This window comes from Streptomyces coerulescens, from assembly GCF_042657965.1.
GTDB lineage: Bacteria > Actinomycetota > Actinomycetes > Streptomycetales > Streptomycetaceae > Streptomyces > Streptomyces coerulescens.
The window spans coordinates 21328-43349 of sequence record NZ_JBHSKM010000054.1; the positions used below are offsets into that span (position 1 = coordinate 21328).

The following is a 22022-nucleotide window of genomic DNA, read 5'->3' on the forward strand; positions in this document are numbered from 1 at the left end:
CTCAGGTGGCGGTGGCAAGGGCAGTGCGGCAGTCACGGCAGGGTCCCGGGGTGGGTGAGCGGAAGGGGCGGTCGCAGCCGTCGCAGTCCTGGAAGGGGTGCCGGACGGCCGGCGGTGGTGCGGGGGCGCGGAACGGGGGCGGTGTCGGCAGCTGGGCGGTCAGGCGGTGGGCCAGGAGGGCCGCCGGGCGGCACAGGGGCTCGGGTGGCAGGTCGGTGGTCAGGACGTGGCGCACGGCGGTGCGGGTGACGTCCCGTTCCAGCCAGGCGGCGACGCCGGGGGCCAGGTGGGCCGTGTCCTGCTCGCTGAGCAGCAGGCGGGTGTCGTGGCGGCGGAGGTCCGCGAGTAGCTCCGTGGCTGTCTGGAGGAGCGCGGGAGCCGGGTAGGCGGGCTGCGGTACGGCGGGGAGGGGCTTGCGGGGTCCCGGGGTTCGCCTGTTCCGGGTCGGTGCGGCCTGGTGGTCCTGCGTAGGGCGGTGACCTGGCTGGTTGCACGAGATCGTGCGGGTGACGATGCGGCCGCCGGGGACGCGCTCGCGCTCACGGCGCAGGTAGCCGTGGGCCTCCAGCTCGCGCAGGGCGGCGGCGATACGGGTCGTGCCCTCGGGGAAGCGGGCGGCGAGGGTCTTGATGTCGGCGCGGGCGCCGGTGGGAAGGGACTGGATGTGGACGGCCAGTCCGATGGCGAGGGCCGACAGCTCCGGGTGCTGAGCGAGGTGGTTGCCGATCACTGTGAAGCGGGTGGCGTGGCGGGCGTTGTCGTGGCTGAGGCCGCCCGCGTGGGGGTGGTTTTTGCCCGGGATACGGGACTGGGCGCGCGAGGGAGCGCTAGGGTTTTGGGTGTCCATCGGGAAGGTCGTTTCTTCCTTGGTGGTCAGGCCCTCGCACTGGGATTGCCGTCCCGGCGAGGGCCGTCGTATGTCTGCGGTTGTGTTGCGGCGAGCGTAAGGCCGGCAACCTGCCCCGAATCCAGCCGAGTTGGTGATGTTCACCCGGTTGGGTGAGTTTGCGCCCTGGGCGGGAAGGGTGGGGCTTGGTGAGGTTCTTTCACTGGTTCGTTCCTTGAGGGAGACCGCCCGCGTCACCGGAGACCGGGCTTCCGGGTTCCGGTGAAAGGGCGACCTCGGCCCAGACCGTCTTGCGTGGCGGCAGCCCCGGTGACGTGCCCCAGCGGTCGGCCAACGCCTCGACGATGGCGAGCCCGCGGCCGGACTCCGCCTCGGGGGTGGGGCGTTGTGGGTGTGGGAGTCGGTCGCCGCAGGTGTTGGTGATTTCGATACGGAGGGTGCCGCCGACGACGTACAGGAGCAGCAGGAAGTCCCGACCGGGGACGCGGCCGTGTGTGGCCGCGTTGTTCGCCAGCTCGGCCACGATGAGCGCCGCCGGGTCCAGCGGCAGGCCCCAGCTGCGGAGTTGCTCGGTGGTGAGGAGACGGGCGAGGCGGGCGCCGCGTGGTGTGGGGGACAGCTGCACGCTGAAGTCGCGGATGGGGGTGGTGAGTTCGGGGGATTTCTGCGTCACGTCACTCAGCGTGGCGGTGCGTGCTTACCGTGAACAGTGACTCGGCGGGTGCGTACGGTGACTGTCCGGAGCTTGTCCGGTCGTGTCCGGGCTGTCGGGACGTTGAGTGCGGGTAGGGCGCTGCTGCACTGCGGCGGTACGACGGAGGGGTACGGCATGACGGTCGAGGCGGACACCGGGCGGCTCAAGACGGAGGCGGACGAGCCGGGTTGGGAGGTGGATCCGGACGACGAGTGGGGGATCGCGGTCATCGCGACCGTCGGGCGGCAGTTGAAGCTGCGGCGGGAGGCGGTGGGGATGCGGGCCGCCGAGTTCGGGGTGGCGGTGGGGTACGGGGAGGACCTGGTCTACAAGATCGAGGGCGGGAAGCGGATTCCTCGGCAGGAGTATCTGGTCAAGGCGGATGAGGTGTTGGGGGCGGGTGGGCTTGTCGCGGCGACGTGGGAGGACGTGAAGAAGGTCCGGTACCCGAAGAAGGTTCGGGCGCTGGGGGAGATGGAGGCCAAGGCGGTCGAGCTCCAGCTCTACGATCCGCTCAACGTTCATGGCCTGTTGCAGACGCCGGAGTACGCACGGGGGCTTCTCTTGATGCGGCGCCCCGCGTACACAGGGGACGAGGTGGAGCGGTTCATCGCAGCGCGTGTGGCCCGCAAGGCCGTGTTCGAGCGCGATCCGGCACCCGAACTCAGCTTCGTCCTGGAGGAGTGGACGCTGCGGCGTCCGCTCGGAGGCAGGGTGGCGTTGCGCCGCCAGCTTGAGCATCTGCTGGAGGTGGGGCAGTTGAGGAACGTTGAGCTTCAGGTGATGCCGATGGATCGGGAGGAGCACGCTGGCGTTGACGGTGGCATCGAGGTGCTGAAGTTCACCGACGGTTCAGCTGTGGGGCGTTCGCCGGTCGTGGCCAGCGGCCGACCGGTGTCCGAGCCCAGGCAGCTCCGTATCCTTGAACTGCGGTATGGCATCATCCGGGCGCAGGCTCTCACACCGCGTGAGTCGACTGCCTTCATCGAGCGACTGCTGGGGGAAACATGATCCGCAACACCTCGCACGAGAAGGCCTCCGAGCCGGCGTGGTTCAAGAGCAGCTACAGCAGTGGCAGCGAGGGCGATTCCTGCGTCGAGATCGCGATAGCACCCCGCACGATCCACGTCCGCGACTCCAAGTATCGCCACACCAGCCCCCGCCTGGCGCTCGCCCCGCAGGCCTGGGCCGACTTCGTGTCGTACGCGGCCAGCGCCTGAAAAGCGAGTGCACGCGTTCGAGCCGGTGGGATACGTTCCTGCCTGTTCGAAGGGGGACGTCGTGGCGAAGTTGAATCAGATCATCGCTGTCGAAAAGGGTGTCAAGAGCAAGTCGCTCCAGGACATCACCGCGGCGCATCACAAGGTGCAGAAGCCCGCGCTGCTGGCTGGAATCTCGCGTACGTACCAGCCGAAGGACGAGGAGGGCGAGCAGCTGCCGCCGGAGTCCACGCGCGTGCAGGTGCAGGCGGAGGACGTGCTGCGGGAGATGTCCGCGTCGCTGACCCGGCTGTTCGACGTGACCGCCACGAAGGACTGGGCCAACTGCTCGGCGCGCGCCGATGTCACGGTCGACGGGCGGACGGTCGTCGCCGACGTGCCGGTCAGCTACCTGCTCTTCCTGGAGAAGCAGCTCACCGACCTGCACACCTTCGTCAAGAAGCTTCCGACGCTCGATGCCGCCGAGTCCTGGTCGCACGACCCGTCGACGGACTGGTGGAAGACGGACCCGGTCCGCACGATCCGTACGAAGAAGGTCCCGCGCAACCACGTCAAGGCGGAGGCGACCGAGAAGCACCCGGCGCAGGTCGAGGTGTACTACGAGGACGTGCCCATCGGGTACTGGACGACCGTGAAGTTCTCCGGGGCGCTCCCGGCGCGGCGGGTCAATGAACTGGTGGAGCGGGTCGAGAAGCTCCAGCAGGCCGTGAAGTTCGCCCGCGAGGAGGCAAACGGTGCCGAGGTCACCGACCAGCGGGTCGGCGACGCGGTGTTCGGCTACCTGTTCGGCTGACGCCGGACACAGGTAGCCTCCATGATCGCCCCCGCGTGCGAGCGCGGGGGTGCGCGACAGGCGCGGGCCGGGATTGAGGACCGGTTCGCGTGATGAGCGCAAGCTGAAGCTGAAGTTCAGCCTGAAGAAGCGGAAGCAAAACGCTGCCGCTGTCAATCTCAGACTCTCGCTCCAGTCTCAGCATCGCCGCCGATCGCCGGATCGACCGAGGCCGGACGAACGCCGTCGGATGCGAGTTCGACTCTCGCCTGCAGCTCTTTCCTGCTGCGGTAGTTCAAAGGAAGAACACGACGGCCTGATGACTGATCCGACCTCTTAAACGCCGCCGGCGTGCGCAATTGGGTGGCATCCCCAGGGGCCCGGGAGCTGGATACGACTCCCGGGCTCCGCCACGCGCGGTGCCCTAACGCACATACAGGATCGCCGGGATCAGGCACACCGGCAGGGTGACGACGAACTGGAGAACCCAGGGGGTGTCCGGGCCCTCGCTGTCCGGCTTGCCGGGGTTCTCCGCGCGCCAGGTCATGAAGGTGCGCATGGCCTTCCAGTGGCCCACCACGCAGAGGGTGCAGGCGATGAGAACGGCGCTGTAGACGGGGAGCCACTCGGTGACGGACTCGTCGTAGACCGCGGCGAAGCCCAGAAGGACCAGGAACGTGAACGCGGGGCCCATGGAGACGAAGATCTTCTGGCGCCGGTTGACCATGCCAGGGAGCATCGCGGCGATGAAGGCGGCCGCGCTGAGCGCCGCGAAGATCCACCACAGCGGTGAGGTCGTGTCCAGCATCTTTGCCCTTTCTTTGGCTTCCTATCGTAGATAGGGCGTGTGGTGCGGCCGGACGAAGGGGGCGTCGCGGTACACCGAGGGGCGGTGAGGCGAACACTCGCTGCCCACGGCCCTCGCCGAGTCACGGTTCCTTCCGCGCGCGGTACCTTCGTCGTCACGCCGACGAGGAGAGTGATCGTGAGCAAGTTCGTGCGGCCCGCGGCCGAGGGTGCCGACCCGTTCGGTACGGCCCGTCTGCGTCGCGGCGTGCTGGATGCCTGGGCCACCAGCCCCGCCCGGTTCCGGGAGGACGCCAACGCCGAGGAGGATCTCGTCCTCGGCGGGTACCGGGACCGGCTCGTCGTCGAGCTCGCTCAGAACGCCGCCGACGCCGCAGCCCGGGCGGGCGTCGCGGGGCGGCTGCGGCTCACCCTCCGGGAAGGGGTGCTCGTCGCCGCCAACACCGGCGCCCCGCTGGACGCCGCCGGTGTCGAGTCGCTGTCCACCCTGCGTGCCTCCGCCAAGCGGGACACGGCCGCCGTCGGCCGGTTCGGCGTCGGGTTCGCCGCCGTTCTCGCCGTCACCGACGAGCCCGCCGTCGTCGGCCGGCACGGCGGTGTGCGGTGGGCGCTCGCCGAGGCCCGCGAGCTGGCTCAGCAGACCGCCCGGCACAGCCCGGGGCTGGGGGACGAGATCCGCCGGCGGGACGGACATGTGCCGCTGCTCCGGCTTCCCTTCGCCGCCGAGGGCACCGCCCCCGATCCGTATGACACGGCCGTCATCCTCGCCCTGCGCGACAGCGCCGCCGCCGGCCTCGCCGAGCGCCTGCTGCACGCCGTCGACGACGCGCTGCTGCTCGCCCTGCCCGGTCTGGAAGAGGTCGTCATCGAGGTGGGCGACAGCGAGCCGCGCACCCTGCGCCGCCGCACCGACGGCCCCTTCACCGTCGTGGAGGACTCCCGCGACGGCGTCACCCACTGGCGTACGTCCGCCGCGCACGGGCCGCTGACGCCGGAACTCCTCGCCGACCGGCCCGTCGAGGAGCGGCTGCGCCCCCACTGGTCGCTCACCTGGGCCGTGCCCGTCAACGCCGCCGACAGCACCCCCGCCCGCCCCCGCACCGCCCCCGTCGTGCACGCCCCCACGCCCAGCGACGAGGCCCTCGGCGTCCCCGCCCTCCTCATCGCCTCCTTCCCCCTCGACACCACCCGCCGGCACGCGGCGCCCGGCCCCCTCACCGACTTCCTGGTGCAGCGGGCCGCGGACGCGTACGCCGAGCTGCTCGCGGACTGGCGGCCGGTGGGCGAGGGCATCATCGGGCTCGTGCCAGGGCCGCTGGGCAAGGGCGAGCTGGACGGCAACCTGCGCCAGGCCATCCTGGAGCGGCTGCCGCGCACGTCCTTCCTGCCGCCCGCCGTCGAGCCGCGCGAGCACGACTCCGATCTGCCCGAGTCCCTCAGGCCCCGTGACGCCGAGGTCGTCGAGGGCGCCGGCGGCGACACCGTCCGTGTCCTGGCCGAGGTGCTGCCCACCCTCCTCCCCGCCGGGCTCGAACGACGCGTCGAGCTGCGCACCCTGGGCGTCGCCCGCGTCCCGCTCACCGACGCGATCGACCGCCTCGCCGGGCTGGAGAAGGAGCCCGGCTGGTGGCGGCGGCTCTACGACAGCCTCGCCGGCGTCGACCCGGACCGGCTGTCCGGGCTGCCCGTGCCGCTCGCCGACGGGCGTACCACCATCGGCCCGCGCCAGATCCTGCTGCCCACCCCCGACACCGCCCGCGTCGACCCCGAGACCCTGGCCCGCCTCGGCCTCAAGGTCGCCCACCCGGACGCCGCGCACCCGCTCCTGGAGAAGCTCGGCGCCCTGCCGGCCACACCCCGCGCGGTGCTCACCACACCCCAGGTGCGCGCCGCCGTCGCCGCCTCCCTCGACGACGAGGGCGGCGCGAACTGGGAGGAGGACGCGCCCGACGCCGAGGAGCTGGCCGACACCGTGCTCGCGCTGGTGCGGGACGCGGGCCTGGAGCCCGGTGACGAGCCCTGGCTCGGCGCGCTCGCCCTGCCCGACGAGGAGGGGGAGCTCGTGCCCGCCGGTGAGCTGGTGCTGCCCGGCAGCCCCTTCGCCGAGGTCATGCGGGAGGACGAACTCGCCGCCGTCGACGCCGAGCTGGCCGAGAAGTGGGGCGAGCAGCCGCTCGCCGCGTGTGGCGTCCTCGCCAACTTCGCCCTGGTGCGCGCCACGGACGTCGTCCTCGACCCGGATGAACTGGAGCCACGCGAAGGGGACTTCGCCGAGCCCGACGACGCCGGTCTGCTGGACGCCGTGGACGTCTGGTGCGAGGACATCCTCGACCGGTTCCCGGACTCGCCCGTACCGCCGGTCGCCACCGAGCTGATCGCCGTACGCGATCTGGACCTGGTGGACGACGACAAGTGGCCCCGGGCCCTCGCCCTGCTCGCCCAGCCGCCGCTGCGGGACGCCCTCACCCAGCAGGTGCGGATCCTGTTGCCCGACGGCACCCATGAAGTCGTACGGCCGTACACGGCATGGTGGCTGCGGGGCAACCCGGTGTTGGACGGCCGCCGCCCCGCGGGCCTGCTCGCCTCGGGCGGCGATCCGCTGCTGCGGGGTCTGTACGACGAGGCCGACGCGACCGGCTTCGACGACGAGCAGGTGCTGCGGGCGCTCGGCGTGCGGACTTCCGTGGCCGCGCTGCTGGACGAGCCGGGCGGCGCCGCCGAGCTGCTGGAACGGCTCGCCGACCCGGAGCGTGCCGTTACCGCCGCCCAGCTGCATGCCCTGTACGGCGCCCTGGCCGACCTGGACCCCGAGCAGGTGACCCTGCCGGACGAGCTGCGGGCCGTCGTGGACGGCCGGGTCGAGGTCGTGGACGCGGCGGACGCCGTGGTCGTCGACTCGCCCGACCTGCTGCCGTTCACCGAGGGCGTCCCGCTGCTCCCGGTCCGGCCGGCGCGCGCCGCCGAGCTGGCCGAGCTGTTCCAGGTGCGGCGGCTGAGCGAGTCCGTCACCGGTGACGTGGACTCCGAGGGCACCGAGCACGACGTACCGGAGTCGGTACGGGTGCTGCTGGGGGCGCGCACTCCCGGGTCGTACGTCGAGCACGAGGAGCTCGTCGTGGACGGCGTGGAGATCGACTGGCGGCTCACCGACGACGGCGTCCTGCACGCGGCGACGCTGGAGGGCGTCGCCGCGGGGCTCGCCTGGGCCGCGGGGCAGTGGCCCCGGCGGTTCGAGGTCGCGGCGCTCCTTGAGGATCCGTCGCGGACGGGGGAGCTGGCGCGCGACCGCTGGTTCGACTGACGCGGAGGGGAGCGGGCCCTCGTCGCGGGGCCCGTTCGCATTTTCTTCACCTCTCGTACAACCTTTCGTGGCCGTCGCCGATCTGATCACCCGAGCCAACTGGCTCGACGATCACTTGGGCCCGGCCGGCGACGAGCCGTAGGGAACGACCACGACCGGGCCCCCTTCTCCTCCTGGGGAACGCATGCGCATTCGAGCCACCGTGGCCGCCGTCTCCGGTGCCCTGGCCCTCTCCGCCCTCGCCGTGCCCGCCGCGCAGGCCGACGCGAGCGTGGGCGACACGACGATCACCAAGGTCGTCGTCGACGGCGACAACATGGTGTCCGTGGGCACCTCGGTCGCGAAGAGCATCAAGGTGAGCGTCACGGCCCGGGACGACTCCGGCATCAAGAGTGCCGAGGAGTTCTCGCTGTTCGGCCCGGACTACGGCTTCCTCACCACCGGCAAGCCGACCTGCACGGCGAGCAGCGCCACCACCTCCACCTGCAGCGCCTCGGTCCTGGTGGACCCGAAGGTCGACTACCTCACCAACGCCTCGGCCGGCATCTGGTACGTCGACGCGCTGGTCGACGCCAAGGACGACGACTTCATCTGGAAGGAGAAGGCCGGGTCCTTCAAGTTCCAGCGCGCCTCGAAGCTGACGGTCAACGCCTCGCCGGAGCCGGTGAAGAAGGGCAGGACCATCACCGTCACCGGCAAGCTCTCCCGGGCCAACTGGGAGACCCTCAAGTACGCCGGTTACACCAACCAGTCGGTGAAGCTGCAGTTCCGCAAGAAGGGCAGCAGCACCTACACCACGGTGAAGACCATCAAGTCCAACTCGACGGGCGATCTGAAGACGACCGTCACCGCCTCCACCGACGGCTACTTCCGCTACAGCTTCGCGGGCACCACGACCACCCCGGCGGTCAACGCCACGGGTGACTTCGTCGACGTGCAGTAGACGGTCCCGTCATCGGGCTCTGTCGTCACGAACTCCCGGGCGCCGTCCGGGGGTTCGTGACGAAGGTCACGAAGATTCTCCGTCGGCTAGACAACCGCCAACCCCGGGCGCGTATCTGATCACATGGGTCAACAGGCCCCGCGATCACCCGGGCCCCGACACGACCAGCGGGGCCCCTTTCCGTACCAGGGGAACGCATGCGCATCAGAGCCACCGTGGCCGCCGTCTCCGGCGCACTGGCCCTCTCCGCCCTCGCCGTCCCGGCCGCCCAGGCCGACGACTCCGCCGCCTCCCGCGCGGACGTCGCGAAGGTGCGCCAGGCCGCGCACGCCGCGTCCGCCAGGGCAGCGGGCAAGCCGTACGCCCTGAACGTCTCCTTCTCCAACTTCAAGATCGCCAAGGCGGTCAAGGCCGGCACGACCAACCACGTCGCCACCACGGTCACCTACACGCTGACCCACGGCGCGGACGTCGACATCACCGCCCGCGACTTCGTCACGGACCCGATCATCTACCGGGGTTCCTTCACCCGCCCGGACAGCATGCTCTACGGCAACAAGCCGGCCAAGTGCACCGCGACGAACGCGACCACCGCCACCTGCAAGGGCACCATCGACGTCTACCCGGGCGACCACGAGCTGCGCAACACCGACGCCGGCACCTGGCGGGCCGCCGCCGAGGCCACCGCGTTCAACGGCCAGGACCCGGCGGGCGAGACCTTCGACATCACCAAGGTCGGCTACAAGGGTCAGAGCGGGCTCGGCAGCACGCTGATGCAGCGCTTCTCGAAGCTGACGGTGGATGCCTCGCCGGAGCCGGTGAAGAAGGGCAAGCCCATCACCGTCACGGGCAAGCTGTCCCGCGCCAACTGGGACCGCGGCACGTACAACGGCTATGTCGAGCAGCCCGTGAACCTTCAGTTCCGCAAGAACGGCAGCACCACGTACACCACGGTCAAGACCGTGAAGACCAACGCGACGGGCAACCTCAAGACGACCGTCACCGCCACCCAGGACGGCTACTTCCGCTTCACCTTCGCGGGCACGACGACGACCCCGTCGGCCACGGCGAAGGGCGACTTCGTCGACGTGCGCTGATCGCCGCCTAGACGGGGAAGCGGCGGTCCACCCATCTCCACGCGAACTCCAGGGCGACCGCCGCCCCCGCCGAGATGCCCACCGCGATCCACGGCATCGTCATCCCGACCAGCTTCAGCGCGAAGAACTCCTGGAGCCAGGGCACCACCAGCACCAGCAGGAACCCGAGCCCCATCGCGGCCACCAGGACGACGCGCCACCAGGTGTAGGGCCGGGCGATGATGGCCAGCACCCACATCGAGATCAGGAAGAGCGTCAGCGTGGCGACGCTCGTCTCGGCGTCCAGCGAGCCCTCGCCCGTGTAGTAGTGCCGGGCGATCAGATACGTCCCGAAGGTCGCCACCGCGGCCACCACACCGCCCGGGATCGAGTACCGCATGACCCGCCGAACGAAGTGGGGCCGCGCGCGTTCCTTGTTGGGCGCGAGGGCCAGGAAGAACGCGGGGACGCCGATGGTCAGGGTGGACAGCAGGGTCAGATGGCGCGGCAGGAACGGGTACTCCACCTGCCAGAACACCACCATCAGCGCCAGCAGCACCGAGTAGACCGTCTTGACCAGGAACAACGTCGCCACGCGCGTGATGTTGCCGATGACCCGGCGCCCCTCGGCCACCACCGACGGCAGGGTGGCGAAGCTGTTGTTCAGCAGCACGATCTGCGCCACGGCCCGGGTCGCCTCCGACCCCGAGCCCATCGCCACGCCGATGTCGGCGTCCTTCAGGGCGAGCACGTCGTTCACACCGTCGCCGGTCATGGCGACGGTGTGCCCGTGGGACTGGAGCGCGCCCACCATGTCCTGCTTCTGCTGCGGGGTGACCCGCCCGAAGACGGTGCCCTCGTCCAGGGCGGTGGCCATGCCGTCCTTGTCGCGGGGCAGCGTGCGGGCGTCGACGGTGGTGCCGCTCAGCCCCAGCTTGCTCGCCACGGCGCCGACGGACACCGCGTTGTCCCCGGAGATCACCTTGGCCCGGACGTTCTGGTCCGCGAAGTAGCGCAGGGTGTCGGCGGCGTCGGGCCGCAGCCGCTGTTCCAGTACGACGAGGGCGGCCGGCTCGGCGCCCTCGGCCACGCCGGGATCGCTCAGGTCGCGGTCGGCCCGGGCCAGCAGCAGCACCCGCAGCCCCTGCTCGTTGAGGCGATCGGTTTCGGCCAGGGCGGGGTCGGCGTCGGGCAGCAGCACATCGGGGGCGCCCAGCAGCCAGGTGCCGGCCTCGCCGTCGCCCCCGCTGAAGGTGGCGCCGCTGTACTTGCGGGCGGAGGAAAAGGGCAGCGCCTCGGTGCAGCGCCAGTCCTCGGCGTCCGGGTAGGCGTCGATGATGGCCTTCAGGGAGGCGTTCGGGCGGGGGTCGGACTCGCCGAGGGCGCCGAGCACCTTGGCGACGTACGTCTTGTCGTGGCCGTTCAGGGTCCGCAGCTCGGTGACGTCCATGCCGCCCTCGGTGAGGGTGCCGGTCTTGTCCAGACAGACGGTGTCGACGCGGGCGAGGCCCTCGATGGCGGGCAGCTCCTGGACCAGGCACTGCTGGCGGCCGAGGCGGATGACGCCGATCGCGAAGGCCACCGAGGTGAGCAGCACAAGCCCCTCGGGGACCATGGGCACGATGCCGCCGACGGTCCGGGCGATGGAGTCGTCGAGGTCCTTGTTCTTCACCACGAGCTGGGTGACGATCAGGCCGATCGCGGCCGGGACCATCATCCACGTCACGTACTTGAGGATGGTGGAGATGCCGGAGCGCAGTTCGGACTGGACGAGGGTGAAGCGGGACGCCTCTTCGGCGAGTTGGGCGGCGTAGGCCTCGCGGCCGACCTTGGTGGCCTGGAAGGCGCCGCCGCCCGCGACGACGAAGCTGCCGGACAGGACCGGGTCGCCGGGCCGTTTGACGACCGGGTCGGCCTCGCCGGTGAGCAGCGACTCGTCGATCTCCAGACCGTCGGTCTCGACGCACACGCCGTCCACCACGGCCTTGTCGCCGGGCCCGATCTCGATCAGGTCGTCCAGCACGATGTCCGAGGTGCCGACCTGGGCGGCGACGCCGTCGCGCCGCACGGTGGGTCTGGCCTCACCGATCACCGCGAGGGAGTCGAGGGTCTTCTTCGCCCGCCACTCCTGGATGATCCCGATGCCGGTGTTGGCGAGGATCACGAAGCCGAACAGGCTGTCCTGGATCGGCGCGACGAACAGCATGATCAGCCAGAGCACGCCGATGATCGCGTTGAACCGGGTGAAGACGTTGGCCCGGACGATCTCGGCCATCGAGCGGCTGGAGCGCACGGGCAGGTCGTTGATCTCGCCCCGCGCGACCCGCTCGGCCACCTCTGCGGCGGTCAGTCCGCCCGACGCCACCGGGACGGCGGCAGGGTGCACGGGGTTGCCCACTTCGGTGCCCGCGTCGGCATGCGTCATGCATTCGACGGTACGTGCGGATTTACGCCTTCACCCGCCGAGTGAGCGGAAGTTCCGACTTGGGGAGGATCGGGAATCGTGCCCTGGTTGTAGGGCGCGGTGCGTCAGGACGACTGGGGTTCGCCGGTCGTTTCCGTGGGCTCCGTGAGAGCGGCGGCCCGCTTGAGAGCCGCGTCGCGCCTGCGGACGTACCAGATGCCGATCAGTCCGAGTCCGCCGCCGGCCAGGCAGGTCCACACCCACCAGGTGTGGCCGTGGTCGTCGAACCAGCCGTAGAAGGGGAGCTGCACGAGGAAGAGGGCGAACCACAGGATCGTGCCGCCGACGATGGTGGGGACCACCGGCCCCTCCAGGGGCTCCGGCGCCTCGTGCTTGATGGGTCCCGTGAAAAATCCGGCCATGGAGGACAGCTTACGAGGCGATCAGATCTACGCGCGGAGATGGCCGATCGCGGCGCTATATGTTCATACTGAAACGGTTTGTGTCTGACCACTTCTCTTCGTAGGAAACACCAAAAGCATGCCCACCTCGGCTCCTGCCAAGGCCCCCACCCCAGAACAGCCGGGAGCCGGGCCCGCCTACGGCGCACTCGACCGTTTCTTCAAGATCTCCGAACGCGGCAGCACCCTGCCCCGTGAGATCCGCGGCGGTCTCGCCACCTTCTTCGCGATGGCGTACATCATCGTGCTGAACCCGATCATCCTCGGCAGCGCGAAGGACATGTACGGCCATCAGCTGGACAACGGCCAGCTGGTCACCGCGACCGCGGTGACGGCGGCGTTCACCACGCTGCTGATGGGCGTCATCGGCAATGTGCCGATCGCGCTGGCGGCCGGTCTCGGCGTGAACTCGGTCGTCGCGCTCCAGCTCGCGCCCCGGATGTCCTGGCCGGACGCCATGGGCATGGTGGTCCTGGCCGGCTTCGTGGTCATGCTGCTGGTCGCCACCGGTCTGCGCGAGCGCGTCATGAACGCCGTGCCCTACAGCCTGCGCAAGGCCATCTCCATCGGTATCGGCCTGTTCATCATGCTGATCGGTCTCGTGGACTCCGGTTTCGTCTCGCGCATCCCGGACGCCGCCCAGACCACGGTCCCGCTGCAGCTCGGCGCCGACGGCCATCTCAACGGCTGGCCGGTCCTCGTCTTCATCCTCGGCGCGCTGCTCACGCTCGCCCTGATCGTCCGCAAGGTCCCCGGCGCGATCCTCATCTCGATCGTCACGATGACCGTGCTGGCGGTCGTCATCGAGGCGGTCGCGGACGTCCCGTCCTGGGGCCTGACGACCCCGAAGTGGCCCGGCAACCCCTTCGACAGCCCCGACTTCGGTCTGATCGGCGAGGTCAGCCTGTTCGGCGGCTTCGAGAAGGTCGGCGCGCTGACCGGCGTCCTCTTCGTCTTCACGGTCCTGCTGTCCTGCTTCTTCGACGCCATGGGCACGATCATGGGCGTCAGCGACGAGGCGAAGCTGACCGACGCCCAGGGCCATATGCCGGGCATCAACAAGGTCCTGTTCGTCGACGGTGTCGCCGTCGCCGCGGGCGGTGCCAGCTCCTCCTCGGCGACCACGGCCTTCGTGGAGTCCACGGCCGGCGTCGGCGAGGGTGCCCGGACCGGCTTCGCGAACGTCGTCACCGGCGCCCTGTTCGCCCTGGCGCTGTTCCTCACGCCGGTCGCCACCATGGTCCCGTCCCAGGCGGCGACCCCGGCGCTGCTCGCGGTCGGGTTCCTGATCCTCGCGAACTCCGTCAAGGAGATCGACTGGGCCGACTACACGGTCGCGGTCCCGGCCTTCGTGACGATGGTGATGATGCCGTTCACCTACTCGATCACCAACGGCATCGGCATGGGCTTCATCACCTTCTCGGTGCTGCGTCTGGCCGCCGGGCGGGGCAGGGAGGTGCCGGTGGCGATGTACGTCGTCTCCGCCGTCTTCACCTTCTACTACCTGATGCCGGCGCTGGGCCTGACGTAGCAGTGCTCAGGTGAGGCCGTAGAACTTCTCGGTCTCGTCGACGGCGGTCTTGAACCGCTCGTCGAAGTCATCACGGATGAGCGTCCGGACCACATAGTCCTGGACGCTCATTCCTCTTTTCGCCGCATGCTCTTTGAGTCGTTCGAGCAGCTCGTGGTCTATCCGCAGGCTGAGCACGCTGGTCCCCATGAACACGAGGGTTGCGGCATACCTCGGGTCGCCGTGTCACGTTCCGCCACTGGATCACCCATATGAGTGACCCCGTACCGAGTGGTCTTTAGTCAGGGTAATGAGTTATGCTAAAGAACATGTCGGACCTTACCCATGGCGACGACGCTGCCGCCGTGAACTCCCTGCGCTCCGCCGTGATGCGACTGTCGCGCCGGCTCAAGCACCAGCGGGTCGACGAGTCGCTGAGCCCCACCGAGATGTCGGTGCTGGGCACCCTCTCCCTCTGCGGCCAGGCCACCCCCGGTGAGCTCGCCCGCAAGGAGCACGTCCAGCCGCCGTCGATGACCCGCATCGTCGCGCTGCTGGAGTCCAAGGGCCTGGTCCGGCTGGAGCCGCACCCGGAGGACCGGCGCCAGAAGGTCGTCACGAAGACGGAACAGGCCGAGGCGATGCTCGAGGAGAGCCGCCGCAAGCGCAACGCCTTCCTGGCCACCCTGGTCGAGGGCCTGGACGAGGACGAGTGGGCGAAACTGCGCGCCGCCGCCCCCGTGCTGGAGAAGCTCGCGCATCTGTAAGCAAGCCGTCGCAAGGAGGCGAACCCTTTTGAGTTCGGGACCCGGAGCACCTTCCGCACCCGCACCGACCGCACCTACCACCACCTCCGGCCCCCGCAAGTCCTCGATGTTCAGCTCGCTGAAGGTCCGGAACTACCGGCTGTTCTTCCTCGGCCAGGTCGTCTCCAACACCGGCACCTGGATGCAGCGCATCGCCCAGGACTGGCTGGTGCTCAGCCTCACCGGCTCCGCCACGGCCGTCGGCATCACGACGGCCCTCCAGTTCCTGCCGATGCTGCTCTTCGGCCTCTACGGCGGCGTCCTGGTCGACCGGCTGCCCAAGCGCCGTACGCTGCTCTTCACCCAGTCGGCGATGGCCGTCACCGGTATCGCGCTCGCCGTCCTCACCCTCACCGGACATGTCCAGGTCTGGCACGTCTACCTGGCCGCCTTCGCCGTCGGCCTCGCGACCGTCCTGGACAACCCGGCCCGGCAGTCCTTCGTCTCCGAGATGGTCGGCCCGGACCAGCTCCAGAACGCGGTCAGCCTGAACTCCGCGAACTTCCAGTCGGCCCGGCTCGTCGGCCCCGCCGTGGCCGGCCTGATGATCACCGGCGTCGGCACGGGCTGGGCGTTCCTCGCCAACGGCCTGTCCTTCATCGCTCCGCTGGCCGGCCTGCTGATGATGCGCTCGCGCGAGCTGCATGTCGTCCAGCGGGCACCGCGCGGCAAGGGGCAGCTGCGGGAGGGGCTGCGGTATGTCGCCGGGCGCCCGGAACTGATCTGGACCATCGTCCTCGCCGGTTTCGTCAGCACCTTCGGCTTCAACTTCCCCGTCTATCTGTCCGCCTTCGCCGACGACGTCTTCCACGCGGGCGCCGGCTCCTACAGCCTCTTCAACACGCTGATGGCGGTCGGCTCGCTGGCCGGCGCCCTGCTCGCGGCGCGGCGCGGTACGGCCCGGATGCGGGTGCTGGTCGCGGGGGCGGTGGCCTTCGGCACGATGGAGATCGTCGCCGCGTTCGCGCCCTCGCTGTGGCTGTTCGCCCTGCTCATGGCGCCCATAGGGATGTTCGGCATGACGGTGAACGTCACCGCCAACAGCAGCATCCAGATGGCCACCGACCCGAGCATGCGGGGCCGGGTGATGGCCCTGTACATGATGGTGTTCATGGGCGGAGCGCCGCTGGGCGCGCCGATCGCCGGCTGGATCACGGATGCGTACGGCGTCCGGGCGGGGCTGGCGGTGGGGGGCGCGATCACGGCGGCCGCGGCCTTCGTCATCGCCCTGGTCCTGGCCCGCGTCGGCGGACTGCGACTGTCGGTGGGCTGGAACCAGGGGCATCCGCGGGCTCGGTTCGTTCCGCGGGAGGAACGGGAGGAGGAACTGGCTACGGCGGCGTAGTCAGTCGCGGGGGAACTCGTCGGTCTTGAGGGTGAGGCCGAGGAGGGTGGTGGTCATGTCGACGTCCGCGCCGTACATGATCGACGCGTCGCTCATGTAGTCGCCGTCCTTGGGCTGAGTGAACAGGTGGCACTTGCCCTGGTAGGGATCGGCGATGAGGTAGACAGGGACTTCGGCGAGGGCGTACGCGGTCTTCTTGGGGCCGTAGTCCTTCGTGGCCGTGTCTTTGGAGATGACCTCGGCGACGAACTCCACGTCCTCGTGACGCCAGCGGCCCTCGGCATCCATCTCGGCGCCGTCGCGCAGCTTCGCCACGTCCGGGGCGAGACCGTTTTTGTGCCCGGGGAAGTCGATGCGGACGTCTGACAATGCGTTCACGTCCACGCCGAAGGTGTCCTCCAGCGCTCGGACGATTCGGCGAATGGTGTGCCAGTGAACGTCCCGCTGCGGCGACATGTAGATGGTCCCCTCGACGATCTCGACCTTGTATCCCTCGGGGACGGGCATCTTCTCGAGTCGATCGAACATGTTGTCGAGCCAGGACGTGTCGTCGCTCTGGGCCATCGCGATCCTGTCTTCAAGGACGGTCATCGTGGCGCTCCTCCCCGGCTGTCGCTCGGAGACGGACAACCGCGCGGTACAACGATACGCACGGTGACCGGGTCACGTGTGGTGATCATCACTCCCACGTCCCCAAGCCGACTAGACCCGCCGCGCCAACACCTGCCCCGGCCACCCGTCCCTCCCCGCATACGTCTCGGTCCGGACGAAGCCGTTGCTCTCGTAGAAGCGGACCAGCTTGCCGTCGTCGCCCGCGTAGCAGTCCACCCGCAGCAGCGAGACGCCCGCCCGACGGGTCACCTCGGCGGCGTGGGCGAGGAGGGCGCTGCCCGCGCCGTGGCCCTTGAAGCGGCGGTCGGAGGCGAGCCAGTGGATATAGCGCTCAGGTTCGCCGGGCGACGGGAGATGGGACAGAGAGGGGCCGGGGGAGTCGGTGAGGGTGAGGGAGGCGGCCGGCACGCCGTCGATCTCGGCGACGAACAGGCTGCCCTCGTCCACGTTCCGGGTGACCGACTCCACGGTTCTCGGGTTCCGCGACAGCGGCTGCGTCCCCCACTGCCCCGTGCGGCCCTGCCCGACCAGCCACTCCACGCAGCTGTCGAGCATGCCGAGTATCACGGGGATGTCGCCGGGCCCGCCTTCTCTGATGGTGATCGACATCCCCCCATGGTGCCAGGCTGGACCCATGAGACTCTTCGCGGCCGTACTGCCGCCGCCGGATGTGACCAGTGAACTGGCCGCCGAGGTCGCCGAGTTGAGGGGACTGCCCGGCGCCGACGGGCTGCGCTGGACTGGCCGCCCCGGCTGGCACTTCACCCTCGCCTTCTACGGCGAGGTCGACGACGACCTCGTCCCCGACCTGTCGGAGCGGCTGACGCGGGCCGCCCGGCGCACCGCCCCCTTCCCGCTCGCCCTGCGCGGCGGCGGGCAGTTCGGGCACGGTCGGGCACTGTGGGCGGGCGCGGAGGGCGACCTGGAGACTCTGCGGCTGCTCGCGGACCGCAGCGAGGCCGCGGCGCGCAAGGCCGGGGTCCCGATGGGCGAGCACCGCCGCTACAAACCGCACCTCACGGTGGCCAGGAGCCGGTCGGCGGTGGACGTACGCCCGTATCTGACCGCCCTCGACGGGTTCACGAGCCGCACCTGGACGGTGGACGAGCTGGTGCTGATGCGCAGCAGCCTGCCGACGTCCGGCGTCCCGGGCGAGCAGCCCCGCTACGAGGCGGTCGCCCGCCGGCCGCTCGGGGGCGCCGGTTAGGCTCGACGGCGTGGACCCGAAAACCCGGAACCGGATCATGGCCGGTGCGCTCGTGCTGATGTTCGTACTGGTGGCGCTGGCGGCGGCCCTCGGCAAGTGACCGAGCGCCCCCGCCGCGCCCGTGCACACTCCTACCAGGCGAACGCCTCCGGAGAGGGCCCCGGACCGGGGAAGATCTCGTCCAGCCCCGCCAGCAGCTCGTCGCCCAGCTCCAGCTCGACCGCCCGCAGCGCGGACTCCAGCTGCCCCGCGGTGCGCGGGCCGACGATCGGCCCCGTCACGCCCGGCCGGGTGAGCAGCCAGGCCAGCGCGGCCTCGCCGGGCTCCACGCCGTGCTTGTCGAGCAGGTCCTCGTACGCCTGGATCTTCGCGCGTACGGCCGGGTCGGCCAGCGAGTCGGCGGCCCGACCGGAGCCGCGGCGCCCGCCCTCGACCTCCTTCTTGAGCATGCCGCCGAGCAGTCCGCCGTGCAGCGGCGACCAGGGGATGACTCCGAGGCCGTACTCCTGCGCGGCGGGGATGACCTCCATCTCGGCGCGGCGCTCGAAGAGGTTGTAGAGGCACTGCTCGCTGACCAGGCCGATGGTGCCGCCGCGCCGGGCGGCGGTCTCGTTGGCCTGGGCGATCTTGTAGCCGGGGAAGTTGCTGGAGCCCGCGTAGAGGATCTTGCCCTGCTGGACCAGGACGTTGATCGCCTGCCAGATCTCCTCGAAGCCGGTCGCCCGGTCGATGTGGTGGAACTGGTAGAGGTCGATGTGGTCGGTCTGCAGCCGCTGGAGCGAGGCGTCCACGGCACGGCGGATGTTCACCGCCGACAGCTTGTCGTGGTTGGGCCATGCGGCGCTGCCGTCCGGGGCCATGTTGCCGTACACCTTGGTCGCGAGGACGACCTTGTCGCGCCGGTCGCCGCCCTTCGCGAACCAGTTGCCGATGATCGTCTCGGTACGGCCCTTGTTCTCGCCCCAGCCGTACACGTTCGCCGTGTCGAAGAAGTTGATGCCGGCGTCCAGCGCCGCGTCCATGATCGCGTGACTGTCCGCCTCGTCCGTCTGCGGACCGAAGTTCATGGTGCCGAGGACGAGCCGGCTGACCTTGAGTCCCGTGCGTCCGAGCTGCGTGTACTTCATGAAGTGCACGCTAGCCAGGTGGAGTGCGCTCTAGGCAAGGGGGCGCTCCCCCGGCTGCCGCTCGGTCACCGGCCGGGCCCCTCGGCCGTCAGACCGAGTCGTCCTCGTACGGCTCGCCCAGCCCCCACGCCTGATACATCGCCTCCGCGAAGCCCTGCGCGATCTTGTGTTCGCCGCTCGCGTTGGGGTGGGTGCCGTCGTAGGTGTCGAGATGGATGTCGTACGAGGGCGGCGGGGACGCGAGGAGCAGCGGTGAGCGGGGCTCGTCCAGGTCCGCGACCGCCTTCGCCAGCAGTTCGTTGAAGCGGGCGACCTCGGCGGCGAAGGGCGCGTCCGACTCGGCGCGCACGTTCGGGATCACCGGCATGACCACGATCCGCAGCCGCGGGTTCGCCGCACGGGCCGCGGCCACGAAGTCCCGCGCGTTGTCCGCCGTCTGCTCGGCGTTGGTGTAGAAGCCCAGGTCGATCAGGCCCAGCGAGACCAGCAGCACATCGGCCCGGCACGAGCGCACCGCCCCGCCGATCAGCGGCGCCATGTGCAGCCAGCCCTCGCCCCAACCGGCCAGATGGGCGCGGGGGAAGGCCGGATCGCAGTCGGCGTACTCGTACGACGTGGGCGCGTCCGCCGCCTTGTCGTACAGCGTCTCGCGCGGCCCGACGAGGGCGAAGGGGCCGCCGTAGGTGTCGCGCAGGTGCTGCCACATGCGGTAGCGCCACGTGTGTTCGCCGGCGCTGCCGATGGTCATGGAGTCGCCGACGGGCATGAACCTGAGCATCCGCTCATGATGAACGATCGCTACCTGTCGGTAGGGGTGGGCGGGGTGTGAAGCCTGCCACGCCGCCCGAACGGTCGGAGCGGATGGCAGGCTTGGGGCATGCGCCGACCGCTCGCCATTCTCGCCGGGGTCCTGCTCACGGGGGCTTTCACCCTGCCCGCCTCAGCCGCCGCCGGTGACGAGGACTTCACGATCAAGGACCCCCGCATCACGGAGTCCAGCGGCCTGGCCGCCTCACGCCAACACCCGGGCATCTACTGGACGCACAACGACCAGGACACCGGCGCCTACCTCTACGCCGTCGACAGCAGCACCGGCGAGACCGTCGCGACGATCACCATGACGGGCGTCGGCACCCCGCGCGACGTGGAGGCGATCTCCATGGGCCCGGACAACCAGCTCTACGTCGGCGACATCGGCGACAACGACGGTGTGCAGTGGCCCTACGTCTGGATCTACCGCCTGCCCGAGCCCAAGACGCTCAAGGACCAGACGATCCGGGCCACGCAGTACGTCGTGAAGTACACGGACGGCACCCGCGACGCCGAGTCGATGGTCGTGCACCCCAAGACCGGCCGGGTCTACATCATCGACAAGCACGAGGACGGCGGGCACCTGTACGAGGGTCCGGCCGAACTCTCCCCCTCCGGCACGAACGTCTTCAAGCCCACCGTCCCGGTCGACATGTGGGCCACCGACGCCGCGTTCTCCCCGGACGGCCGCACGCTCGCCGTACGCGGATACCTCGGCGGCATCGCGTACGACTGGAACGACGGCAAGCTCAAGCGGCTGGAGCGCATCAGCGTGCCCCTGGGCCAGGGCGAGTCCGCCAGCTACTCGCCCGACGGCACCAGACTCATGCTCGGCATGGAGGGCGCCGGCAGCACGGTCGTCGCCGAGGACGCCCCCGGCGCCGCCGGCTCCTCCGACTCCGCCACGGGCAGCGGAAGTTCAGCCTCCGCCGACGATTCCAACAGCGCCACCAGCAACCTCAAGGTCGGCGCCCTCGGCCTGGCCGCCGCCTGTGCCGTACTGCTGGTGCTGCGGCGGTTGTTGCGACGGAGGTGAGGCGGGTCCTGAGCTGGATCGCTATGGTTGCGCGGCCGATGCAGCCGATGCAGCCGATGCAGCCGATGCAGCCGATGCAGCCGATGCAGCCGAAGCAGGCGACGCGGCCGACGTCGTAGGGTCAGTCGGTAGGTCGCAGTCGTAGGTCTATGTCTCGTTCGCGGGGTGGGTCTCCTCCGCGGGATGGGTCTCGTTCGCGCGGCCCGCGACGAAGACCTCCAGGCCGTCCAGGATCCGTTGCAGCCCGAATTCGAAGTGGTCGAAGTCGGGGCCCCAGGTGTTCTCGTCCAGGGACGCCATGAGGGGGTAGCGGCCGGACGCCAGGACCTTCTCCAGCATCGGGGTCTGGGCCTTCCAGAACTCCACGTCCGTCAGGCCGGTGCGGCGCTCCGCCTCCAGTTGGTACAGCTGGGTGCGCGCGGCCCCGACGACGTATCCGTCGATCATGATGATCGCCGAGACGAGCTCGGGGTCGGACAGGCCCATCGGCTTGATACGGGTGAGCACCTTCTCCATGCCGTCGAGGGCGCTCGGGCCGAGGATCGGGCGGGACTGGTTGACCTGGAGCAGCCAGGGGTGGCGCTGGTACAGGGCGAGGGTCGCGCGACCCATGGCCGCCAGCGCCGAGCGCCAGCTGCCGTCGCCGAGGTCGGCCGGGTTCTCGGAGGGCCGCTGGACGCGGTCCAGCATCAGGTCGAGCAACTCGGCCTTGCCGGGGAGATAGCGGTACAGCGACATCGTGCCGGTGCCCAGTTCGGCGGCGACCCGGCGCATGGACACCGACTCCAGCCCCTCGGCGTCCGCGACCCCGACGGCCGCCTCCACGATCTGGTCCAGCGTGAGCGCCGGCTTGGGCCCGCGGCTCGGGCGCCGGCCGGTGTCCCACAGCAGCTCCAACGTGCGGACGATGTCGCCGCTGCCGCTGGTCTCCGTACCGCTGGTGCCGCCCTTGCCGCTCGTCATGCACTTCAGCTTAAGTCCTTCCGAAAAAATTGAGTACGGTGTACGCGCAATCGGGTACGCTGTACTCAGTTACCGAAAGGG

Annotated in this window: 22 protein-coding genes; 11 read left to right on the top strand and 11 right to left on the bottom strand. The window is 70.0% G+C overall.

Going from position 1 to position 22022, the window contains the following annotated elements; all coding sequences use genetic code 11:
* Position 1: 1 nt before the first annotated feature.
* Both ACFPQ9_RS44305 and ACFPQ9_RS44310 read right to left on the bottom strand, forming a co-directional pair.
* Positions 2-847, bottom strand: a complete 846-nt coding sequence (locus ACFPQ9_RS44305; RefSeq protein ID WP_380866124.1) for a helix-turn-helix domain-containing protein — start codon at positions 845-847, stop codon at positions 2-4.
* A gap of 199 nt (positions 848-1046) precedes the next feature.
* Positions 1047-1520 (bottom strand): ATP-binding protein, encoded by a 474-nt coding sequence (locus ACFPQ9_RS44310; RefSeq protein WP_380866126.1) that lies wholly within the window; start codon positions 1518-1520, stop codon positions 1047-1049.
* Positions 1521-1676: 156 nt separating this feature from the next.
* On the opposite strand from ACFPQ9_RS44310, the gene ACFPQ9_RS44315 reads away from it, so the two are divergent.
* The 3 genes from ACFPQ9_RS44315 (at position 1677) to ACFPQ9_RS44325 (ending at position 3554) form a co-directional block, all read left to right on the top strand.
* Positions 1677-2552: a helix-turn-helix domain-containing protein gene (locus ACFPQ9_RS44315; protein WP_380866127.1), complete on the top strand. Its 876-nt coding sequence runs from the start codon at positions 1677-1679 to the stop codon at positions 2550-2552.
* Positions 2549-2761: a DUF397 domain-containing protein gene (locus ACFPQ9_RS44320; RefSeq protein ID WP_380866129.1), complete on the top strand. Its 213-nt coding sequence runs from the start codon at positions 2549-2551 to the stop codon at positions 2759-2761. Before ACFPQ9_RS44315 ends, ACFPQ9_RS44320 begins: the two co-directional genes overlap by 4 nt.
* 61 nt (positions 2762-2822) lie before the next feature.
* Positions 2823-3554 carry a DUF7873 family protein gene (locus ACFPQ9_RS44325; RefSeq protein WP_380866131.1) on the top strand — a complete coding sequence of 244 codons (732 nt, stop codon included), beginning with the start codon at positions 2823-2825 and terminating at the stop codon, positions 3552-3554.
* A gap of 403 nt (positions 3555-3957) precedes the next feature.
* On the opposite strand, the gene ACFPQ9_RS44330 is transcribed toward ACFPQ9_RS44325, so the two are convergent.
* Positions 3958-4341, bottom strand: coding sequence for a hypothetical protein (locus ACFPQ9_RS44330; RefSeq protein WP_380866132.1), 384 nt, complete (start codon positions 4339-4341; stop codon positions 3958-3960).
* A gap of 177 nt (positions 4342-4518) precedes the next feature.
* Between ACFPQ9_RS44330 and ACFPQ9_RS44335 the strand changes: the two genes are divergently transcribed.
* The 3 genes from ACFPQ9_RS44335 (at position 4519) to ACFPQ9_RS44345 (ending at position 9681) form a co-directional block, all read left to right on the top strand.
* Positions 4519-7641 (top strand): sacsin N-terminal ATP-binding-like domain-containing protein, encoded by a 3123-nt coding sequence (locus ACFPQ9_RS44335; RefSeq protein ID WP_380866133.1) that lies wholly within the window; start codon positions 4519-4521, stop codon positions 7639-7641.
* A gap of 184 nt (positions 7642-7825) precedes the next feature.
* Positions 7826-8584 carry a calcium-binding protein gene (locus tag ACFPQ9_RS44340; protein ID WP_380866135.1) on the top strand — a complete coding sequence of 253 codons (759 nt, stop codon included), beginning with the start codon at positions 7826-7828 and terminating at the stop codon, positions 8582-8584.
* A gap of 197 nt (positions 8585-8781) precedes the next feature.
* Positions 8782-9681: a hypothetical protein gene (locus ACFPQ9_RS44345; RefSeq protein WP_380866136.1), complete on the top strand. Its 900-nt coding sequence runs from the start codon at positions 8782-8784 to the stop codon at positions 9679-9681.
* Between the two features lie 7 nt (positions 9682-9688).
* Here the strand turns inward: ACFPQ9_RS44345 and ACFPQ9_RS44350 are convergent, their stop codons facing one another.
* Positions 9689-12085: a cation-translocating P-type ATPase gene (locus tag ACFPQ9_RS44350; RefSeq protein ID WP_380866138.1), complete on the bottom strand. Its 2397-nt coding sequence runs from the start codon at positions 12083-12085 to the stop codon at positions 9689-9691.
* A gap of 104 nt (positions 12086-12189) precedes the next feature.
* Positions 12190-12486 (bottom strand): DUF2530 domain-containing protein, encoded by a 297-nt coding sequence (locus ACFPQ9_RS44355; protein WP_380866140.1) that lies wholly within the window; start codon positions 12484-12486, stop codon positions 12190-12192.
* A gap of 118 nt (positions 12487-12604) precedes the next feature.
* Between ACFPQ9_RS44355 and ACFPQ9_RS44360 the strand changes: the two genes are divergently transcribed.
* Positions 12605-14056 carry an NCS2 family permease gene (locus ACFPQ9_RS44360; protein ID WP_380866142.1) on the top strand — a complete coding sequence of 484 codons (1452 nt, stop codon included), beginning with the start codon at positions 12605-12607 and terminating at the stop codon, positions 14054-14056.
* Positions 14057-14062: 6 nt separating this feature from the next.
* On the opposite strand, the gene ACFPQ9_RS44365 is transcribed toward ACFPQ9_RS44360, so the two are convergent.
* On the bottom strand, positions 14063-14245 hold the full coding sequence (locus ACFPQ9_RS44365) for a ribbon-helix-helix protein, CopG family (protein WP_380866143.1): 183 nt from the start codon (positions 14243-14245) through the stop codon (positions 14063-14065).
* 119 nt (positions 14246-14364) lie between these two features.
* Here ACFPQ9_RS44365 and ACFPQ9_RS44370 point away from each other — a divergent pair, with 119 nt between their 5' ends.
* Together ACFPQ9_RS44370 and ACFPQ9_RS44375 are read left to right on the top strand one after the other, a co-directional pair.
* Entirely contained in the window at positions 14365-14802 is a 438-nt protein-coding gene (locus tag ACFPQ9_RS44370) for a MarR family winged helix-turn-helix transcriptional regulator (RefSeq protein ID WP_380866145.1), read from the top strand.
* 28 nt (positions 14803-14830) lie between these two features.
* Positions 14831-16186, top strand: coding sequence for an MFS transporter (locus ACFPQ9_RS44375; protein ID WP_380866147.1), 1356 nt, complete (start codon positions 14831-14833; stop codon positions 16184-16186).
* Here ACFPQ9_RS44375 and ACFPQ9_RS44380 read toward each other — a convergent pair whose 3' ends face one another.
* Both ACFPQ9_RS44380 and ACFPQ9_RS44385 read right to left on the bottom strand, forming a co-directional pair.
* Positions 16187-16777: a Uma2 family endonuclease gene (locus tag ACFPQ9_RS44380; protein WP_380866148.1), complete on the bottom strand. Its 591-nt coding sequence runs from the start codon at positions 16775-16777 to the stop codon at positions 16187-16189.
* Between the two features lie 111 nt (positions 16778-16888).
* Complete coding sequence (locus ACFPQ9_RS44385) at positions 16889-17407, bottom strand: GNAT family N-acetyltransferase (protein WP_380866149.1); 519 nt, start codon at positions 17405-17407, stop codon at positions 16889-16891.
* 25 nt (positions 17408-17432) lie between these two features.
* Here ACFPQ9_RS44385 and thpR point away from each other — a divergent pair, with 25 nt between their 5' ends.
* Complete coding sequence (gene thpR / locus ACFPQ9_RS44390; RefSeq protein WP_380866151.1) at positions 17433-18005, top strand: RNA 2',3'-cyclic phosphodiesterase; 573 nt, start codon at positions 17433-17435, stop codon at positions 18003-18005.
* Between the two features lie 131 nt (positions 18006-18136).
* On the opposite strand, the gene ACFPQ9_RS44395 is transcribed toward thpR, so the two are convergent.
* The gene (locus ACFPQ9_RS44395; protein ID WP_380866152.1) at positions 18137-19132 is read right to left on the bottom strand and encodes an aldo/keto reductase; all 996 of its coding nucleotides are present in this window, start codon (positions 19130-19132) and stop codon (positions 18137-18139) included.
* 88 nt (positions 19133-19220) lie between these two features.
* Complete coding sequence (locus ACFPQ9_RS44400) at positions 19221-19910, bottom strand: SGNH/GDSL hydrolase family protein (protein WP_380866154.1); 690 nt, start codon at positions 19908-19910, stop codon at positions 19221-19223.
* 99 nt (positions 19911-20009) lie between these two features.
* On the opposite strand from ACFPQ9_RS44400, the gene ACFPQ9_RS44405 reads away from it, so the two are divergent.
* Positions 20010-20978, top strand: coding sequence for a lactonase family protein (locus ACFPQ9_RS44405; protein WP_380866155.1), 969 nt, complete (start codon positions 20010-20012; stop codon positions 20976-20978).
* A 147-nt stretch (positions 20979-21125) separates the two neighbouring features.
* On the opposite strand, the gene ACFPQ9_RS44410 is transcribed toward ACFPQ9_RS44405, so the two are convergent.
* Positions 21126-21941 (bottom strand): TetR/AcrR family transcriptional regulator, encoded by an 816-nt coding sequence (locus ACFPQ9_RS44410; protein ID WP_380866157.1) that lies wholly within the window; start codon positions 21939-21941, stop codon positions 21126-21128.
* Positions 21942-22022 lie beyond the last annotated feature (81 nt).

Bases quoted from the DNA above. Each gene is read 5' to 3' on its own strand.
- ACFPQ9_RS44305 (WP_380866124.1), bottom strand. From the start codon at position 847: ATGGACACCCAAAACCCTAGCGCTCCCTCGCGCGCCCAGTCCCGTATC.
- ACFPQ9_RS44315 (WP_380866127.1), top strand. From the start codon at position 1,677: ATGACGGTCGAGGCGGACACCGGGCGGCTCAAGACGGAGGCGGACGAG.
- ACFPQ9_RS44320 (WP_380866129.1), top strand. From the start codon at position 2,549: ATGATCCGCAACACCTCGCACGAGAAGGCCTCCGAGCCGGCGTGGTTC.
- ACFPQ9_RS44330 (WP_380866132.1), bottom strand. From the start codon at position 4,341: ATGCTGGACACGACCTCACCGCTGTGGTGGATCTTCGCGGCGCTCAGC.
- ACFPQ9_RS44340 (WP_380866135.1), top strand. From the start codon at position 7,826: ATGCGCATTCGAGCCACCGTGGCCGCCGTCTCCGGTGCCCTGGCCCTC.
- ACFPQ9_RS44345 (WP_380866136.1), top strand. From the start codon at position 8,782: ATGCGCATCAGAGCCACCGTGGCCGCCGTCTCCGGCGCACTGGCCCTC.
- ACFPQ9_RS44350 (WP_380866138.1), bottom strand. From the start codon at position 12,085: ATGACGCATGCCGACGCGGGCACCGAAGTGGGCAACCCCGTGCACCCT.
- ACFPQ9_RS44355 (WP_380866140.1), bottom strand. From the start codon at position 12,486: ATGGCCGGATTTTTCACGGGACCCATCAAGCACGAGGCGCCGGAGCCC.
- ACFPQ9_RS44360 (WP_380866142.1), top strand. From the start codon at position 12,605: ATGCCCACCTCGGCTCCTGCCAAGGCCCCCACCCCAGAACAGCCGGGA.
- ACFPQ9_RS44365 (WP_380866143.1), bottom strand. From the start codon at position 14,245: ATGGGGACCAGCGTGCTCAGCCTGCGGATAGACCACGAGCTGCTCGAA.
- ACFPQ9_RS44370 (WP_380866145.1), top strand. From the start codon at position 14,365: ATGTCGGACCTTACCCATGGCGACGACGCTGCCGCCGTGAACTCCCTG.
- ACFPQ9_RS44380 (WP_380866148.1), bottom strand. From the start codon at position 16,777: ATGACCGTCCTTGAAGACAGGATCGCGATGGCCCAGAGCGACGACACG.
- ACFPQ9_RS44385 (WP_380866149.1), bottom strand. From the start codon at position 17,407: ATGTCGATCACCATCAGAGAAGGCGGGCCCGGCGACATCCCCGTGATA.
- thpR (WP_380866151.1), top strand. From the start codon at position 17,433: ATGAGACTCTTCGCGGCCGTACTGCCGCCGCCGGATGTGACCAGTGAA.
- ACFPQ9_RS44395 (WP_380866152.1), bottom strand. From the start codon at position 19,132: ATGAAGTACACGCAGCTCGGACGCACGGGACTCAAGGTCAGCCGGCTC.
- ACFPQ9_RS44400 (WP_380866154.1), bottom strand. From the start codon at position 19,910: ATGCTCAGGTTCATGCCCGTCGGCGACTCCATGACCATCGGCAGCGCC.
- ACFPQ9_RS44405 (WP_380866155.1), top strand. From the start codon at position 20,010: ATGCGCCGACCGCTCGCCATTCTCGCCGGGGTCCTGCTCACGGGGGCT.
- ACFPQ9_RS44410 (WP_380866157.1), bottom strand. From the start codon at position 21,941: ATGACGAGCGGCAAGGGCGGCACCAGCGGTACGGAGACCAGCGGCAGC.